Annotated in this window: 14 protein-coding genes; 8 read left to right on the top strand and 6 right to left on the bottom strand. The window is 57.7% G+C overall.

The features are described from left to right. Positions 1 to 9: 9 nt before the first annotated feature. The 3 genes from ABIE33_RS17910 to ABIE33_RS17900 are packed head-to-tail and all read right to left on the bottom strand — an operon-like array spanning position 10 to position 2432. Positions 10 to 696, bottom strand: a complete 687-nt coding sequence (locus ABIE33_RS17910; RefSeq protein ID WP_429127504.1) for an amino acid ABC transporter permease — start codon at positions 694 to 696, stop codon at positions 10 to 12. Then, positions 693 to 1451, bottom strand: coding sequence for an amino acid ABC transporter permease (locus tag ABIE33_RS17905; RefSeq protein WP_192441347.1), 759 nt, complete (start codon positions 1449 to 1451; stop codon positions 693 to 695). The genes ABIE33_RS17910 and ABIE33_RS17905 overlap by 4 nt, the downstream gene beginning before the upstream one ends. 57 nt (positions 1452 to 1508) lie before the next feature. Then, complete coding sequence (locus tag ABIE33_RS17900; RefSeq protein WP_429127501.1) at positions 1509 to 2432, bottom strand: transporter substrate-binding domain-containing protein; 924 nt, start codon at positions 2430 to 2432, stop codon at positions 1509 to 1511. A gap of 89 nt (positions 2433 to 2521) precedes the next feature. Between ABIE33_RS17900 and ABIE33_RS17895 the strand changes: the two genes are divergently transcribed. After that, the gene (locus tag ABIE33_RS17895) at positions 2522 to 3523 is read left to right on the top strand and encodes a LysR family transcriptional regulator (RefSeq protein WP_192441351.1); all 1002 of its coding nucleotides are present in this window, start codon (positions 2522 to 2524) and stop codon (positions 3521 to 3523) included. Here ABIE33_RS17895 and ABIE33_RS17890 read toward each other — a convergent pair. Beyond that, on the bottom strand, positions 3511 to 4491 hold the full coding sequence (locus ABIE33_RS17890) for an asparaginase (protein ID WP_246806899.1): 981 nt from the start codon (positions 4489 to 4491) through the stop codon (positions 3511 to 3513). The genes ABIE33_RS17895 and ABIE33_RS17890 overlap by 13 nt on opposite strands. Positions 4492 to 4665: 174 nt before the next feature. Here ABIE33_RS17890 and ABIE33_RS17885 point away from each other — a divergent pair, with 174 nt between their 5' ends. From ABIE33_RS17885 to purU, 6 genes are read left to right on the top strand one after another with little or no spacing between them, the layout of a single operon-like run. Beyond that, complete coding sequence (locus ABIE33_RS17885; RefSeq protein WP_429127497.1) at positions 4666 to 6078, top strand: aspartate ammonia-lyase; 1413 nt, start codon at positions 4666 to 4668, stop codon at positions 6076 to 6078. Further along, the gene (locus tag ABIE33_RS17880; protein WP_192441358.1) at positions 6075 to 7331 is read left to right on the top strand and encodes a sarcosine oxidase subunit beta family protein; all 1257 of its coding nucleotides are present in this window, start codon (positions 6075 to 6077) and stop codon (positions 7329 to 7331) included. The genes ABIE33_RS17885 and ABIE33_RS17880 overlap by 4 nt, the downstream gene beginning before the upstream one ends. A gap of 8 nt (positions 7332 to 7339) precedes the next feature. Beyond that, on the top strand, positions 7340 to 7627 hold the full coding sequence (locus tag ABIE33_RS17875; RefSeq protein ID WP_192441360.1) for a sarcosine oxidase subunit delta: 288 nt from the start codon (positions 7340 to 7342) through the stop codon (positions 7625 to 7627). Beyond that, positions 7624 to 10587: a sarcosine oxidase subunit alpha family protein gene (locus ABIE33_RS17870; protein ID WP_429127493.1), complete on the top strand. Its 2964-nt coding sequence runs from the start codon at positions 7624 to 7626 to the stop codon at positions 10585 to 10587. The genes ABIE33_RS17875 and ABIE33_RS17870 overlap by 4 nt, the downstream gene beginning before the upstream one ends. After that, a complete protein-coding gene (locus tag ABIE33_RS17865) occupies positions 10580 to 11113 on the top strand; it encodes a hypothetical protein (RefSeq protein ID WP_429127491.1) in 534 nt (177 codons plus the stop codon). Before ABIE33_RS17870 ends, ABIE33_RS17865 begins: the two co-directional genes overlap by 8 nt. 38 nt (positions 11114 to 11151) lie before the next feature. Beyond that, complete coding sequence (gene purU, locus ABIE33_RS17860; RefSeq protein ID WP_429127489.1) at positions 11152 to 12036, top strand: formyltetrahydrofolate deformylase; 885 nt, start codon at positions 11152 to 11154, stop codon at positions 12034 to 12036. Positions 12037 to 12346: 310 nt separating this feature from the next. Here the strand turns inward: purU and ABIE33_RS17855 are convergent, their stop codons facing one another. Then, positions 12347 to 12637 (bottom strand): hypothetical protein, encoded by a 291-nt coding sequence (locus tag ABIE33_RS17855; protein WP_429127954.1) that lies wholly within the window; start codon positions 12635 to 12637, stop codon positions 12347 to 12349. Positions 12638 to 12892: 255 nt separating this feature from the next. On the opposite strand from ABIE33_RS17855, the gene ABIE33_RS17850 reads away from it, so the two are divergent. Next, on the top strand, positions 12893 to 14443 hold the full coding sequence (locus tag ABIE33_RS17850) for a KAP family P-loop NTPase fold protein (protein WP_429127486.1): 1551 nt from the start codon (positions 12893 to 12895) through the stop codon (positions 14441 to 14443). Between the two features lie 196 nt (positions 14444 to 14639). Here ABIE33_RS17850 and ABIE33_RS17845 read toward each other — a convergent pair. Then, positions 14640 to 14775 (bottom strand): transposase domain-containing protein (locus tag ABIE33_RS17845; RefSeq protein ID WP_429127951.1); only part of this gene is annotated, 136 nt, incomplete at its 5' end.

Below are 14775 nucleotides of genomic sequence, written 5' to 3'. Positions count from 1 at the left end.
GTCAGCACCTTATTTCGTACGGAATCGGCGTTCGAGCACCAGCGACAACCGATTGATCGGCCAAGCATAAAGAAAGAACATTGTAAGGAGGGCGAGATACATGGGGATGAGAACACGCGAGTCGCTTTGCGCTTGGACTGCGGCCTGCGTTCTTCCCAGGGCCTCCTCTACGCCAACGATCATCGCAAGTGGCGTCGCGGTAAGCAGCAGTGCGTACAGGTTCATCCATGGCGGGATCATCCGGGTGATGCACTGAGGCAGAATGATCCGGAACAGAGTTTCACGCCGGCTGTAGCCGAGTGCCTCGGCCGCCTCCCATTGACCATGCGGCACGGACCTGACGGCACCCCGCACGATCTCGGAGAAGTTCGCCGCGACCGGAAAAGAGAATCCGATGGTGGCCCGCAGCCAGCTTGGCAGTTGGATCACGCTCCCAGCGATGGTGATCTGAAAAGGCATCAGGAAGATGCAGTAGAAGAGCAACACCAACCACGGCGCGTTGCGGAAAAGTTGCGTGGCTACCCTCGACGGCGCGCCCACGACCCATCCGGGAGAAAGTTGCCCCAAGCCCAGAAAGGTGCCCATCATGGTTCCTACGGCGATGGCGAGAAGGCTCATCAGGACGTTGAGGGCGAAGCCCTCGAGAACGAAGGGCATCCACTCGAGAACTTGAGCAATCAGATTGGCGGTACTCATTGCCCGTCTCCCAAGCCAAATCCTGGCAAGCGCATCATTGCTTCGACCCTGTTGATGATAAAAACGACCGCTCCCGTCAGCAGCAGGTAAATCACGAGCATCACGTTCATCATTTCGATGGTGTTGAGTGAATCTGACCAGATCTGATTGGAGACGTAGAGAAGTTCCGCGACACCCACAGCGTACGCGACGGTGGTCGCTTTCGTGAGATCAACCAGGTTGTTCGCCAGTGACGCGAAGGAAAACCGGAGCGCTAGCGGCACCGTAACATTCAGAAAAGCTTGTCTGCGACTGTAGCCAAGGGCCAGAGCCGCCTCTTCAAACGACGAGTGGACGGCACCGACCCCGGCGCGAAACGTTTCGACATTGAACGCGCCGGAATACAGCGACAACGATATGACCGCCCACGTGAAGCTTCCGATCAAGGGCTGCGGCAAACCGATTTCGTTCTGCCCAACTGGCATGATGCTGCCGACGGCAAAGTAGAAAAAGTACATCTGCACGAGGAGCGGAGTATTGCGGAAGACCGCGACGTAGCCGCGAACGACCGCCGCCGCTGGACCTCCACTCAACGTTAGGATGGCCGCGCCGATTGCGCCAATCATGATTGATAGGAAGGCGCTGGCGAGAATAAGGAGCAGGGTGTTTCCGAGCCCTGTGACGAAGCGGTCGAAGTCGAAGGCGTCGTAAAAGATGGTCAGATTTATCCCCGAGGCCGCCAACTCGTGGAAAAACGTCTGAATGTGAGTAATCATTGGTCGATCCTCTGTATGTCCGGCGCAAAAGTGCGCCGGACGATTGATGTGCAAGGATCAGTCGATGTGATCTTTCAACGCGTCATGCATCTTCAGAAGGAAAGCCGAATTCTTGATCCCGTTGTCGGCTTCTAGCTTGAGCAGTGTACCATCCCGATGCATTTCGGAGATCATGCCCGCGACGAAGTATCCGAAAGGCCCAAACTGATCCGCCTGACGGACCGCCATTCCCCATGGGGTGTCGGCCTGAATGGGCAAGGGCATCTGATAGTCCGCCCACCTTGCATCCGAAAGCCGGACGTTGATCTGATTGTCGTCTTCAAGGAGCCCTATGCAGCGCCCTTGGGTCATCGCAGCTTCAGTTTCAGCGGTGCCTGCGAACGCAAGCACTTTCACGCCGAATTTCTCTTGAGCGGGCTTGTTATACCAAGCGCCCTGAACCGCGCACACCATTTGCCCCGCGATCTCGCTCCACTCCGTCGCCTTGACCGATTTCGGGAGGAATACCGTGTAGCCGGACGAATAGTAATTCGGGTGGACGAATGCGACGATCTTGCGACGTTCCGCCGTGTCGGAGGCCGAGGCGATCATCAGATCAATCTGGCCCTGCGCTAGGAACTCAAAACGATTTGCCGAAGTAACTTTCACGAACTCCGCCTTGACGCCCAAGGCGTCGGCGATCTGTTTGCCGACATCGACTTCCATCCCCTTGAAGCTGCCGTCGGAGGCGCGGTACGACCACGGAACGTAGTCGTCTTTCGTGCCGATCTTCAGGACCCCGGCCGCTTTGACTCTGCAAAGCGTGTCAGTCCCGCATTCTACCTGTTGAGCCGCTGCTAAGGTGCCGACGAGGGCGACGCTGGCGCCAAGAACAAGTGCTTTCAAACTCATCATTTTCGTTCCCCTGGTTGAGGTTGTTCGGGCCTCCCGGTCGCCAATCGCGTTGTCTTGTGGTGAGGCGGATTGGAAGACCTGCTGCATTTTTAGTGTCTCGGATAAAACCGGTTGCTTCAATTAGAATTCGCCACTAGTACCAGAATTACTGAATTGCATTAACGGAGGTAATTTAAATGCCGCTTCCGGATCTCCACGCACTTGAGATAGCGACCATCGTTATCGAGACTGGAAGCATGAGCGCAGCAGCCGCTCAGCTTGGTATGACCCAATCCGCAGTGTCCCAAGCAATGAAGCGGGCGGAAGCCCAGGTGGACGTAACGCTCGTGCACAGAGATCGCAGGCCGCTGGTGCCGACGGAGGCCGGCCGAGTGCTGTTGGCGCATCTCAGAGAGATCGCCATACGCGCGGAGAGGACAATCGAGGAGGTGCGCGCGACTGCATTTCGCCCGGAAAAGCAGGACTTACGGCTGGGGATGGTCGACACGTTCGCCTCCGCGGTCGGACCGTTGCTGATCCGTGACCTAATGGAGGGCGCGGTCGCCCTAAGGGTTACAGCGTTCTCCGGCTTGGCGCACGCCCACACCGACGCCTTGATGCGCCACGAAATCGACGCCGCTATCACATCTGACCCTATGGACGAGCTCGACGAATTGATGCGCTTTCCGCTTTACCGCGAACCCTTCTTGCTTGTGGCGCCGGTGGCGTGGGTGGACACTTTGCGCGGGCGTTCGCTCGGAGACATGCTTTTTGAGCATCGTCTAATTCGCTATAGCGCCCGTTCACATATGGGAATGCAAGTAGAGAGGCATTTGAGACGCCTGCGGGTAGAACATCCTCATGTTCTTTCCTTCGACACGTCGGATTCGCTTCTCGCCATGGTCGCGGGCGGCGTCGGCGTTGCGATCACCACGCCCCTGTGCCTGATGCAGGGGGCGATTCATCTGCCGGCTCTTGCTGTCCTTCCTCTGCCCAGTCCCGGGTTTTCACGAGAGCTGACGCTTGTGACCCGGCGTGGCGAGTTCGACACGCTGGGTCCCCGCATCGCGGCCGCGGCGCGGGAAATGCTTGAAAGGCACACCCTGCCGCAAATCGTTAACCAGATTAGCTGGTTCGCCGAAATCGCGGGCGACATGATTTATCGGACACCCGTTCCGGACGGTGATCAGACCGATTGAAAGACCTTCTCGATCTGTTGGCGCGTGTCGCCTCGCGCTAGGCATAGCGCGAGCAGAATCCGAGCCTTCTGCGGGCTTAGGTCGCTGCCGGCGATGATCCCGACCGAACGGTGGTTCGCACTGTCCACCACTTGTCCTGCGCCCGTTCGGCAGGACTGCACGACGACGATTCCTTGCGACACCGCATCGGCCAGGGCTTCCACTTCCCCGGGCGTACCAATTCCGGGACCAAACCCGGCCGAGACGATTCCTTTAGCTCCTGCCTCGACGAACGCTCGTATCGCAGCGCCGTCCGCGCCCACGTAACTCATCGCGATATCGACGCGCGGCAACGCTCGCAACAGATCGTGTGAAAATGGCTTATGGTCGCGGCCATCTATGCGGGGAATATTCGCCCTTGGGCCGTCGACGAAACCCAGCGGACCAAAGTAGGGCGACTGAAAGGCGTTCAAACGGAGCGTATGGGTCTTCGTTACGGTGCGTGGCGAATGGATCTCGTCGTTGATGACGACGAGAACGTCCGGGCTCTCAGTCGTGGCGGCGGCCACGCGTATTGCTGCGGCCAAGTTGGCGTGAGCATCTGAGGAAATACCGCTCAACGGGCGCATAGATCCCGTGACGACCACCGGAACCTCCCGCTCCAGAACTAGAGACAACAGCCAGGCGGTTTCCTCAAGACTAGCGGTCCCGTGTCCGATGACGATTCCGTCGATCTCTGGATCGCCAGAGAGCTGTTTGCACAAGTCTACCAAGTCGACCCAGTCTCCGAAGCAGAGAGCCGTGCTGTCGAACTGGCGAAAGTTGACAGGCCTTATGTCGGCGATCACTCCTTGGATGCCTGTGCGGGCTAGCAAGGTTTCAGCGTCGACCCGTTTTCCGGTGGCGTTGTAGTCGAGCAAATCGAACGGGTCCGTCCCAATGGACGCGATAGTTCCCCCCGTGCCGATCAATGCAATTGTTGGAAGCATGCTGCCCTCCCATTGTTCCTCGCACATGGATATCTAGCCTGCGAGAGCCGGGGCAATATCGACGCCCCACAATAAGCAGAGTTAATATTAGAAAGTATTTTGTCTTAACTCGCCGTTCTTGAGTTCAAATTCCGCGTCCGTTTTGTCATGCTTTGAGGCATCGCTTGATCGGACTTGGAAAATCCCATGCCAAATACCAGAACAGACACAGATAGCCTCGGCTCTCGGGAATTGCCGGCCGGAGCATTATACGGCGTCGCGACACTTCGCGGGCAGGAGAACTTCGACATTTCATTTCATAAGCTCGGAGACGCGCCTGAACTGCTTAAGGCTCTCGCTCGCATCAAGCATGCGGCTGCGGCGGCCAACCGCGACATCGGTATACTGCCCGCCGATCTCGCGTCCGCCATCATCGCGGCATCCGTGGAAGTGGAAAACGGCCTCCACGCCGAGCAGTTTATCGTGGATCTGCTGGAGGGCTCTGGCGGGACCTCCATCAACATGAACGTAAATGAAGTCATCGCCAATCGCGCCCTTCAGATCCTCGACGAAGAGCCTGGAACCTACGATCGAATTCATCCCAACGACCACGTCAACACCGGCCAGTCTACAAACGACGTGCTGCCTGCGGCCGTCAAGCTTGCCGTTTACGACAAGTCCGAATCCCTCATCGAGGCTATGGCCCATCTGGCAGCAGCGCTTGAGGATCGCGCCGCAGCGTTCAGGAACGTACTGCGGATCGGCAGGACATGTATGCAGGCGGCACAACCGATGCGACTTGGCCAGGCGTTCGGCGGCTATGCCGCCGCCATTCGCCGACTGGTGGACAAGCTCGCCACCACTCGTGACGAGATGCTGGTGTTGCCGCTCGGCGGGACGGCGATCGGCACGGGTCTAGGCTCTGCTCCTGGATATCGAAACGCCGTCTATCGCCATTTGCAAGAGATCGTCGGCGCGGACGTGCGGCCGGGCGAGAACATGTTCGACGCCATGCAGAATGCAGACGCATTCGCGCGAGTGTCGTCAGAGATCCGGATCTGCGCTGAGGTGATTGGAAAGATAGCATCCGATTTGATCATCCTTGCTTCTGGTCCGAATAGCGGCGTTGGGGAGTTGCGGCTCCCCTCTGTACAGCCGGGCTCTTCGATCATGCCCGGCAAGGTGAATCCGGTTTTGCCGATGATGATGCAACAAGTCGCATTTGCCGTCGTCGGGAACGATGCGTCCGTCTCACTCGCTTCGTTGCAGGGCCAGCTCGAGATCAACCATTTCGAGCCCGTCATTGCATCGCGTTTGTTCGATTCGATCGAGCTTCTCGCTAAATCCACCCGAATTTTCGCAGACAAATGCATTGCCGGCGTTGAAGCCGACGAGGAACAGTCTCTGAAAAATCTGATGCAATCCTCGGCGCTGGCAACGGTCTTCGTGCCGAAGCTGGGTTACGCCGAAGTCTCCCGGCTCGTGCAGGAATCCGTCGCCAATCGGCGTCCCTTTATCGAACTTGCCATTGAACGCGGCCTTCTGACCCACGACGAGGTCCTGGAGGTTGTTCGCGAGAGCACAGACTATCGAGAGGAACTCGCATGAACGACTATTCCGCCCTTTCCATTCTACGCCACGGTTTCAGGGGAAACCGATACTGGTCGCGAGCGTGGCGCGATCCAGCCCCGCAACCCAGCTACGAGGTTGTTATCGTCGGCGGAGGCGGTCACGGTCTCGCGACGGCCTACTACCTTGCCAAGGAATTCGGGATCCGGAACGTAGCGGTACTTGAGAAGGGATGGCTGGGCGGAGGAAATACGGGCCGCAACACGACAATCGTCCGCTCAAACTACATGATGCCGGGCAACACGATGTTTTACGAACGGTCGATGCAACTCTGGGAAAACCTGAGTCAGGACCTGAATTACAACGTGATGATCTCACAGCGCGGCCAGTACAATCTATGCCATTCGCCCGCTCAGATGGATGCCGCCCGGCGACGGGGCAACATCATGCGCGCCAACGGCATCGATGCTGAACTGTTCGACCGCGCTGAAGTCAAACGTCGCCTTCCCTATCTCGATTACTCGGAAAACGCTCGATTTCCGATTCATGGCGCGATTTACCAGTCGCGCGCAGGCACCGCTCGCCACGACGCAGTGGCCTGGGGGTATGCCCGCGGCGCGGACAAGCAGGGGGTTGATCTCATCCAGCAATGCGAGGTGACCGACTACATTTGGGAGAAGGACAGAATTGTTGGGGTCGAGACCACACGTGGGCCCATCCGCGCAACGAAGGTGGCCCTAGCCGTCGCAGGACACACCGGCCATCTCGCGGCGAAAGCGGGTTTGCGCCTTCCTATCGAAACGCATGCCCTGCAAGCCTTTGTGACCGAGCCCCTGAAGCCTCTTGTGGACAGTGTAATCTCTTTTGGCGCAGCCCACTTCTATATCAGCCAGTCTGACAAGGGAGGTTTGGTATTGGGCGGAGACCTCGACGGCTTCAACTCTTATGCTCAGCGCGGCGGCCTGCCGATCGTCGAACATACCCTTCACAGCGCCAAGGCCCTCATGCCCTCTCTGTCTCGACTACGCCTCCTGCGCCACTGGGCCGGCGTGATGGACATGTGCATGGACGGCTCACCGATCATCGGAAAGATGCCTGTCGAAGGACTGTGGTTGAACGGCGGCTGGTGTTACGGCGGCTTCAAGGCGACGCCTGCATCTGGATACTGCTTTGCTTGGACAATTGCCAAAGGCGAACCGCACCCCGACAACGCGGAATTCACTTTGGAGCGCTTCGAACGAGGCTACCAAATCGATGAAAAGGGCGCAGGCCCCCAACCCAACGCCCATTGAGGTGCAGAATGTTGCGAATCCATTGCCCAGTCTGCGGGCTTCGAGACGAAACAGAGTTTACATATGGCGGGGACGCCAGTGTCAGCCGTCCAGATGTGAACGAGGCCACCGCCAAGCCTTGGATCGACTACGTTTTCATGCGTGATAACCCGCGGGGTCCACACAGAGAATACTGGCATCACGTCAGTGCCTGCCGGCAATGGATAGTCGTAGAGCGTGACACCCTCACCCACCAGATTTTCACCAGCCATCTGGCCCGCGAATTGGCCGATCGCGCAGACGAGGCCGCAGCATGACAGCTCGCAGACTTTCCAGCGGTGGGCGCATCGACCGTAGCCGTACGATCAACATAAAATTCGACGGGCGCACCTTTTCCGCCCACCCCGGCGACACGTTGGCGTCCGCTCTGCTGGCCGGCAACCAAACGGTTCTGGCGCGCAGCTTCAAATATCATCGACCACGAGGACTGATGGCGGCCGGCGTGGAAGAACCTAACGCGTTGGTGCATCTTCGCGATGGCGGCCGCCACGAGCCCAACTCACAGGCCACGATGGTTGAGGCTTTCGACGGATTGACGTCTACCTCTCAAAACGCCTGGCCCAGTCTGCAGTTTGACATCGGCGCTGTGAATGGATGGCTTTCGCGATTCTTCGGAGCCGGATTCTACTACAAGACCTTTATTGGCCCGTTCAAAGGCACTGCCTACTGGATGTTCTGGGAGCGGATCATTCGAAGGGCGGCTGGCATGGGCAAAGCTACCACGCTTGACGACCCGGACACGTACGAGAAAATCAACGCGTTCTGCGAAGTGTTGATAGTCGGCGCCGGACCATCCGGAATCGCTGCCGCGCTCGCTGCCGGCCGAAAAGGCGCGGACGTCATCCTGGTCGAGCAGGATTACGCTCTAGGCGGTTCGCTCCTCAGCGAACAAACTGGAACCCGATCCGACAACTGGCTCGCGAACGCGACGGCCGAGCTGCACGACTTGCCCAATGTTCGTATCTTGCCTCGAACAACAGCGTTCGGGGCATATGACAACGAGGTGTTTGGGCTCGTCGAGCGCTTGCATGACCACGTTCAAACGCCTCCTCCCGGAAAACCGCGCCAACGTTACTGGGTCGTTCGGACGCGCCGGGTCATTTTGGCGACCGGGGCAATCGAGCGGCCAATGACATTCGCCGGCAACGACGTGCCGGGCGTCATGCTTGCGTCTGCTGCGCGGAAATACTTGAACCGCTACGCAGTTCTGGCCGGAAACAAGGTGATCGTGGCGACGAACAACGACAGCGCTTATACGCCAGCGCTCGACCTTGCAAAAGCTGGGGCGAAGGTGATCATCTGCGACTTGCGCCAGAGCCCGCCCGCCACACTCGCCGAAGCGGCCCTGGTAGCCGGCATCGAGATAAAGACGGGGTATGCGGTCCTCAAAGCTGTTGGCGGCAAATCAGTGACCCATGCCTATGTCGTTTCGGTCGACAGCAGCGGCAGAGCGACCAACAAGCCGACCAAAGTCGCCTGCGACCTCATTGCAGTATCAGGGGGGTGGGCTCCGGCTCTTCATTTGTGGAGCCAACGATTTGGCAAGCCGCCGTACAACGCGAATTTGGACGCGTTCCTGCCCCCGGTTGAGAACGGCGCCTACCGTAGCGTAGGCTCGCTCGTCGGGGCAGTCTCGCTTCAGGATGCGCTATTTCAAGGGCATGCCGCGGGCGGCGGCGAGGGCAGAGAACCCAAAGTGTCCTCTCCCGATGACTTCTGGGGCAGCGGACTGATGCCAACGACCGTCATCACCCAGGAAGACGGCAGCACTCCAGGTAAGGCTTTCGTGGATTTCCAACACGACGTGAAGCTTGCGGACATCGACCAAGCGCACCTTGAAGGTTACGTTTCGGTCGAACATCTGAAACGCTACACCACCTCTGGCATGGCAGCCGATCAAGGTAAGACTTCGAACCTTAATGCACTTGCTCGCATGGCCACGTTGCGTGGGGTGAAGATCCCGTCCGTGGGCACGACCACATTCCGCCCGCCTTACACGCCGGTAGCCATTGGCGCTATCGTTGGCCACGAGCATGGCCTGCATTTTCGGCCAACGCGTCTTTCAACGATTCACGAGTGGCACAGCAAGAACGGCGCGAGAATGATCGAGGCCGGCGCCTGGCTCCGGCCCTGGTACTATCCTAGCAAAGGGAAAGGCTTGCAGGACGCCTACGTTGCCGAGGCGGCACATGTGCGTGAGCACGTGGGCATGGTCGACGTGTCGACGCTCGGTAAGATCGCGATACAGGGTCCCGACGCGGCAGAGCTTCTCGATCGCGTCTATGTGAACGGCTTCAAGGCCCTGCAGATTGACCGCCTTAGGTATGGCGTGATGCTGCGCGAGGACGGCATCGTCATGGATGACGGCGCGACAGCCCGACTGGGAGTGAACGAGTATTTTATGTCCACCACGACGGCGAACGCCGGCAAAGTGCTCGCAATGCTGGAGCATCTGCTGCAGACCGCATGGCGAGACCTTAAGGTGCATGTGACGACGGTCACCGACCAGTGGGCTGCGATTGCAATAGCGGGACAAAAATCCCGGCAACTCCTGATGACAGTCACCGGCGCAGATCTGAGCAACGAAGCGTTGCCCAACAACCATCTCGTTTATGTTTCAGTGGAGGGAGTGCCGTGCCGGCTGCATCGCATGAGTTACTCTGGGGAGCTGGCTTACGAGCTCTACATCCCCTCAAAATCGGGGCTCGCGGTATGGGAGGCCCTGATCAAGGCGGGCGTGCCGTTCAACCTCAAGCCATATGGCACCGAGGCAATGGGCGCGCTTCGTATTGAGAAAGGTCACGTCGCCGGGGCCGAAATCGACGGTCGCACGACTTTGAAGGATCTAGGCTTGCAGGGCCTTGCATCGATCAAGAAGCCGTTCGTCGGCTCTGTGCTGCGCAAGCGCGCGGTTCTGGAAGACCCGAGCAGGCCGCTGCTCGTAGGCTTAGAGATTTTAGGAGAAACCGGGGCGAAGGCCGGCTCGCTACTTTTTTCCTTGAACACGGCGACGAAGGGCCATGGCGAAGGCTGGGTCTCGTCGACCACCTATTCCCCCGCGCTGAAGAAGAACATAGCTCTCGCATTGCTATCCCGCGGGCCTCAGCGGTTTGGGGAAACCGTCCAAGTCGTTGATTTCGTCGGCAATCAGACCGTGGAAGCGAAGGTTGTACCGCATCAATTCTTTGATCCTGAGGGGCATCGTCAGAATGGCTAAGTTGCAAGCAATCCCGCTTCGAGGCGCGACAAGCGACGGGGAAGTGGTCGAGGTACGTGAGATCGACACTCACTTCCTGATACAAATAGCTGGCTGGAGGCATTTCAACGAGGTTGCCGACCGCGCGCTTCGGACACTGTCCTTATTTTCTCCCAAGGACTTCCGGTCGCCTTACCGGCGCGAGGGTGCTACGGCTTGGCGCATCGCTCCCGACAGGGTACTGATCCGTTCGTTCGAAAAGCCGGACCTTGCAAGCTCAGAAGACTTGGTGACGCTCGATCTGTCCGATGCGCGCGTATGTCTTGTGATAGAGGGTGCGGGAGCCGCGCCGTTGTTGAGTCGCGTCATCGCGCTAGATTTCTCTGAAGGCTCCTTCCCCACCGGAACATTCGCCCAATCAGCGCTCCACCATGTCGGCGTCCTCGTGGACCGGACTGGACCCGAGCAGTTTACGCTGCTGATTCCCACGACGTGGGCGGTTTCGCTGACGGATCTTCTCTCCCACCACCTTGCCAAGGCAGCCTGAGACGCCGCGTGCATCGACCAAAATTCCTGGAGCGCCCCGTGGACAACTTTGTTCTCACAGTCCAATGTCAATCGCGCCGCGGCATCGTTGCGGCCATCGCCGGTTTCCTGGCTGAGTATGGTTGCAACATTACCGACTCGGCTCAGTTTGATGATCCGCAGACATCTGAGTTCTTTATGCGGATCACCTTCCGTTCCGAAAAAGACGCCAACTTGCAGGAACTGCAAGACGCCTTTGCCGCTGTCGCGTCGGCGTTCGACCTGAAGTTCGCTTTTCATGACGCCGCATATCGGGCCAAGGTTCTTTTGATGGTCTCTAACTTCGGCCACTGCCTGAACGATCTTCTTTATCGTTGGAGGATCGGCGCTCTTCCGATTGACATAGTGGGCGTAGTTTCCAACCACCTGACGTATCAAAAGCTGATAGTGAACCACGACATTCCATTTCACCATGTAAAAGTAACGAAGGACAACAAAACAGAGGCGGAAGCGCGCCTGCTAAGCCTCGTGGAAGATTCCGGAACGGAGCTGGTCGTTTTGGCGCGCTATATGCAAATCTTGTCTGACAACGTCTGCAGGAAGATGGCAGGGAAGGTCATCAACATTCACCACTCGTTCCTGCCGTCATTCAAGGGAGCGAACCCATATAAGCAGGCTTTCGAGCGCGGAGTGAAGCTAATCGGTGCAACAGCCCACTACGTGACCTCCGATCTGGATGAAGGGCCGATTATCGAGCAGGACATAGTTCGGATAACGCACGCCCAGTCCCCGGATGACTACGTCAGTGTGGGACGGGATGTGGAAGCACAGGTCCTTTCGCGTGCAATACATGCTCACATCCACCATCGGGTATTCGTCAACGGAAACAAAACCGTTGTGTTCCCTGCCAGTCCCGGAAGCTTTGCATCGGAACGAATGGGCTAGAGCCCCCCGGCGGCTCACTGTCTGCAGAAGCGTGAGATTTTCTGAGGGACCGTCCCTGCAGGTTCGCTAGCTCAGGAGCGGAAAGGCGGTGCTTGCCACCGCCTTTCTTGTCTCACCAGCCTTGCTCTCGCGAATATTGCGAACGAGGGTGCCGTCTGACTTGCATCGAGCAGCACTCTTGGATTGTTTCTCATCTTTCGGAGGCAATCTTCCGGTTGGGCCATGCCGCTTTTAGGTCGTACCACCAACGGCACACGGACTGTTCCTCCTTGTGGACCCACCCTTTCGATTCCGCTTGTTTCGCATTATGTCATTCCTGATCGCCCTGCATGATCCGCAGCGCCCGGATCATGTCCGCGGCATCGAGAAGTGTATCTCGCGCATCCTCCGGTGACAGATCTCGCGCGCGCGACGATGCTACTTGCAAGTCGATCAGAACGTCCCTCGCGCGCCGACGATCAACCCGAGGTGTCTGCTCACGCATCTCGCGGATCGTGTCGACGGATCGGTCAAGAGGACGGCTTATCTCGTGTGCGGTCAGCTTCTCGATCTCGTTGGCGGCTCTAATCAATTCGGAGATAAATGCGGGAATAGAAGACATGGCGGTGAATGTGTGGTCTTGCTGTGCGACTTCAATGTTGCGTTGGTCGCGCAAGGGTTTCTAACGACACAAGGAGTCGAGTCAATGAGGCTCATCAGTCCGCCTTTCCCACCGCCCATCCTTGGTTGAGGCGTCGCCCGTGCGCGCCCGGTACTTTTCTGTAGCTGGCGAGCGAGAACCCGGAACGGATCGACAAGTGAATCGAACTGCTGCAAGACGAGGCGAGGAGAGAATACCAGCGCGAGTGATACCTATATGTACGAGAAACAATCGGCAAAGCTCCAGAATTTTGACGCCAGCGGTCAACCAAGCGCTTGGGATGGCGACCTTCTGGGCCGTCAGGACGACGCCGAGTTCTTGCTTCGGTTTATCGTGTCACGGGTTGATGAGCGAAAGCGCGCGGGCCGACGGGGTTCTTACGTGTTGAACGTTGACGCGGAGTGGGGCCACGGCAAGACGTTCTTCATGCGGGGGCTGTTCGAGGACATACAAAAGACCGAGCATCCAGCCGTGTTCATCGATGCATGGAAGAACGACTTCGGAGACGATCCGTACACGCACGTGATCTCGGAAATAGAATCCTACTTTAAGGGGTTCGTGGAAGACGACCCCAAAACAGGGCCCCAGGCTAAATTCAAGAACGTTTACAAGGCGGTGAAGAGCAATGCGGGGAAGATTTTCTGGACCGCACTGAAAGGTGGCGCGAAACGCGCGACCCGCTACGTCATCGGAGAAAGTACTGACGAAATCATCGAGGTTGTCCAAACCTACACACCCGAGGGCGGGAGAGAGATTGCCAGCGGATCCTTCGAGGAAATCGAAAAATCGGTGACCGCGGTGAACGACAGCATCATCGACGCGTTTGCAGACAAGAGGATGCAGGAGTTCGAAGAGGCGAAGCAAAGCCTGGCGAACTTCAAAACCAGTCTTGCGGAGCTTCTCAGGGCGTTCGAGGAGCATACTGGCAAGAAGCTTCCGCTGTTCCTGCTCATCGATGAACTCGACCGTTGCAGGCCGACATACGCTATCACGATGCTGGAGCGGATCAAACACCTCTTCGATGTAGACGATGTCGTTTTCATCCTCTCAACCGATACACAGCAGATATCCCACGCGATCAGGGCGATTTACGGCGCCGGGTTCGAGAGCAAACGATATCTCCAGCGGTTTTTCTCGCGAACCTACCAGTTGCCCAAGCCTTCTGTTGACGAACTTGTAGAGACACTGGTCGCGGACAGCGGAGTGGATCCAGACAAATGGTCGTCACCTGGCATCACACCGGACCACGTCAGCTTTCTGGCTAAGGCGTCCTATCATTTCGACATGAGCCTGCGGGATGTCAAACAGTCCGTCGACATTCTCCTGAGTTTGACCACGACCTGGCAGGAAAAGGGAAAGATCGAACTCAGCCTCATGTATCCCCTCATATTTGGGTTTCTATCAGGCCAGGACATCGACAACTTGGGTGAAAACGGTTGGCTTTGGAGGCGTGCTGCGCAAATAGACGATTGGATCGAAAACGACGTTGGCAGCTTCGACGGTTTCAAGCGTTTCAACCAGTTCAACAAGCGCGGTGATGTCGTCCTTGAGTTCCTGCGCAAGCTGCGACAGCCGCTTTATGAAACCATGCGAGTGCAAGTCTCGGAAGGTTCGGCAATTCCGACGTATACCGTGGCATACGTCGATGACCAGCTGAAGCGCGAATACCATCTTCGCTTTAGCAACGTTGTTCGGGAAACAGAGCGGGGTGACATGTTGAAATATCCGGCGCTGATCAAGCATGCGGGAAATCTAAGGATTTATTGAGGTCTCCCGGTATTAGCCGCCGGTGGCCGCTTGTGACTCAATCCGAGTTGTTCGGCGACAAACGGCCTCACATCTGGGAAGAATCGGCGCCAGCTCCTCTTGGTTTGATACAGCAAGTAGGTCCGAATGATCGTAAGCGGGTAGGCCATCCCACGTAGCGCGGTTTCGAAAGATCGTAAGCGGTGACGTGAGGCCGTTACTTCTTGAAGTTCCAGGGCATCAGAGCGTCGAGATCGGTTGATGGCCAACCTGCGGCGATACGCTCAAGCGTCTGCGTCAGCCAGGCCAGCGGATCAACTTCGTTCATCTTGGCGGACTGGATGAGCGTAGAG

Origin of the sequence: Ensifer sp. 4252, from assembly GCF_050434565.1 — a bacterium.
In the GTDB taxonomy this organism is placed as follows: Bacteria; Pseudomonadota; Alphaproteobacteria; order Rhizobiales; family Rhizobiaceae; genus Ensifer.
This window is presented reverse-complemented; position numbering and strand designations above follow the sequence as displayed.

What these genes read in the sequence shown, in the direction of transcription:
- ABIE33_RS17865 (WP_429127491.1), top strand. Translation starts at nt 10,580, where the DNA reads ATGGCTAAGTTGCAAGCAATCCCGCTTCGAGGCGCGACAAGCGACGGG.
- ABIE33_RS17875 (WP_192441360.1), top strand. Translation starts at nt 7,340, where the DNA reads ATGTTGCGAATCCATTGCCCAGTCTGCGGGCTTCGAGACGAAACAGAG.
- ABIE33_RS17895 (WP_192441351.1), top strand. Translation starts at nt 2,522, where the DNA reads ATGCCGCTTCCGGATCTCCACGCACTTGAGATAGCGACCATCGTTATC.
- ABIE33_RS17900 (WP_429127501.1), bottom strand. Translation starts at nt 2,432, where the DNA reads ATGCAGCAGGTCTTCCAATCCGCCTCACCACAAGACAACGCGATTGGC.
- ABIE33_RS17870 (WP_429127493.1), top strand. Translation starts at nt 7,624, where the DNA reads ATGACAGCTCGCAGACTTTCCAGCGGTGGGCGCATCGACCGTAGCCGT.
- ABIE33_RS17905 (WP_192441347.1), bottom strand. Translation starts at nt 1,451, where the DNA reads ATGATTACTCACATTCAGACGTTTTTCCACGAGTTGGCGGCCTCGGGG.
- ABIE33_RS17880 (WP_192441358.1), top strand. Translation starts at nt 6,075, where the DNA reads ATGAACGACTATTCCGCCCTTTCCATTCTACGCCACGGTTTCAGGGGA.
- ABIE33_RS17890 (WP_246806899.1), bottom strand. Translation starts at nt 4,491, where the DNA reads ATGCTTCCAACAATTGCATTGATCGGCACGGGGGGAACTATCGCGTCC.
- ABIE33_RS17910 (WP_429127504.1), bottom strand. Translation starts at nt 696, where the DNA reads ATGAGTACCGCCAATCTGATTGCTCAAGTTCTCGAGTGGATGCCCTTC.
- ABIE33_RS17850 (WP_429127486.1), top strand. Translation starts at nt 12,893, where the DNA reads ATGTACGAGAAACAATCGGCAAAGCTCCAGAATTTTGACGCCAGCGGT.
- ABIE33_RS17855 (WP_429127954.1), bottom strand. Translation starts at nt 12,637, where the DNA reads ATGTCTTCTATTCCCGCATTTATCTCCGAATTGATTAGAGCCGCCAAC.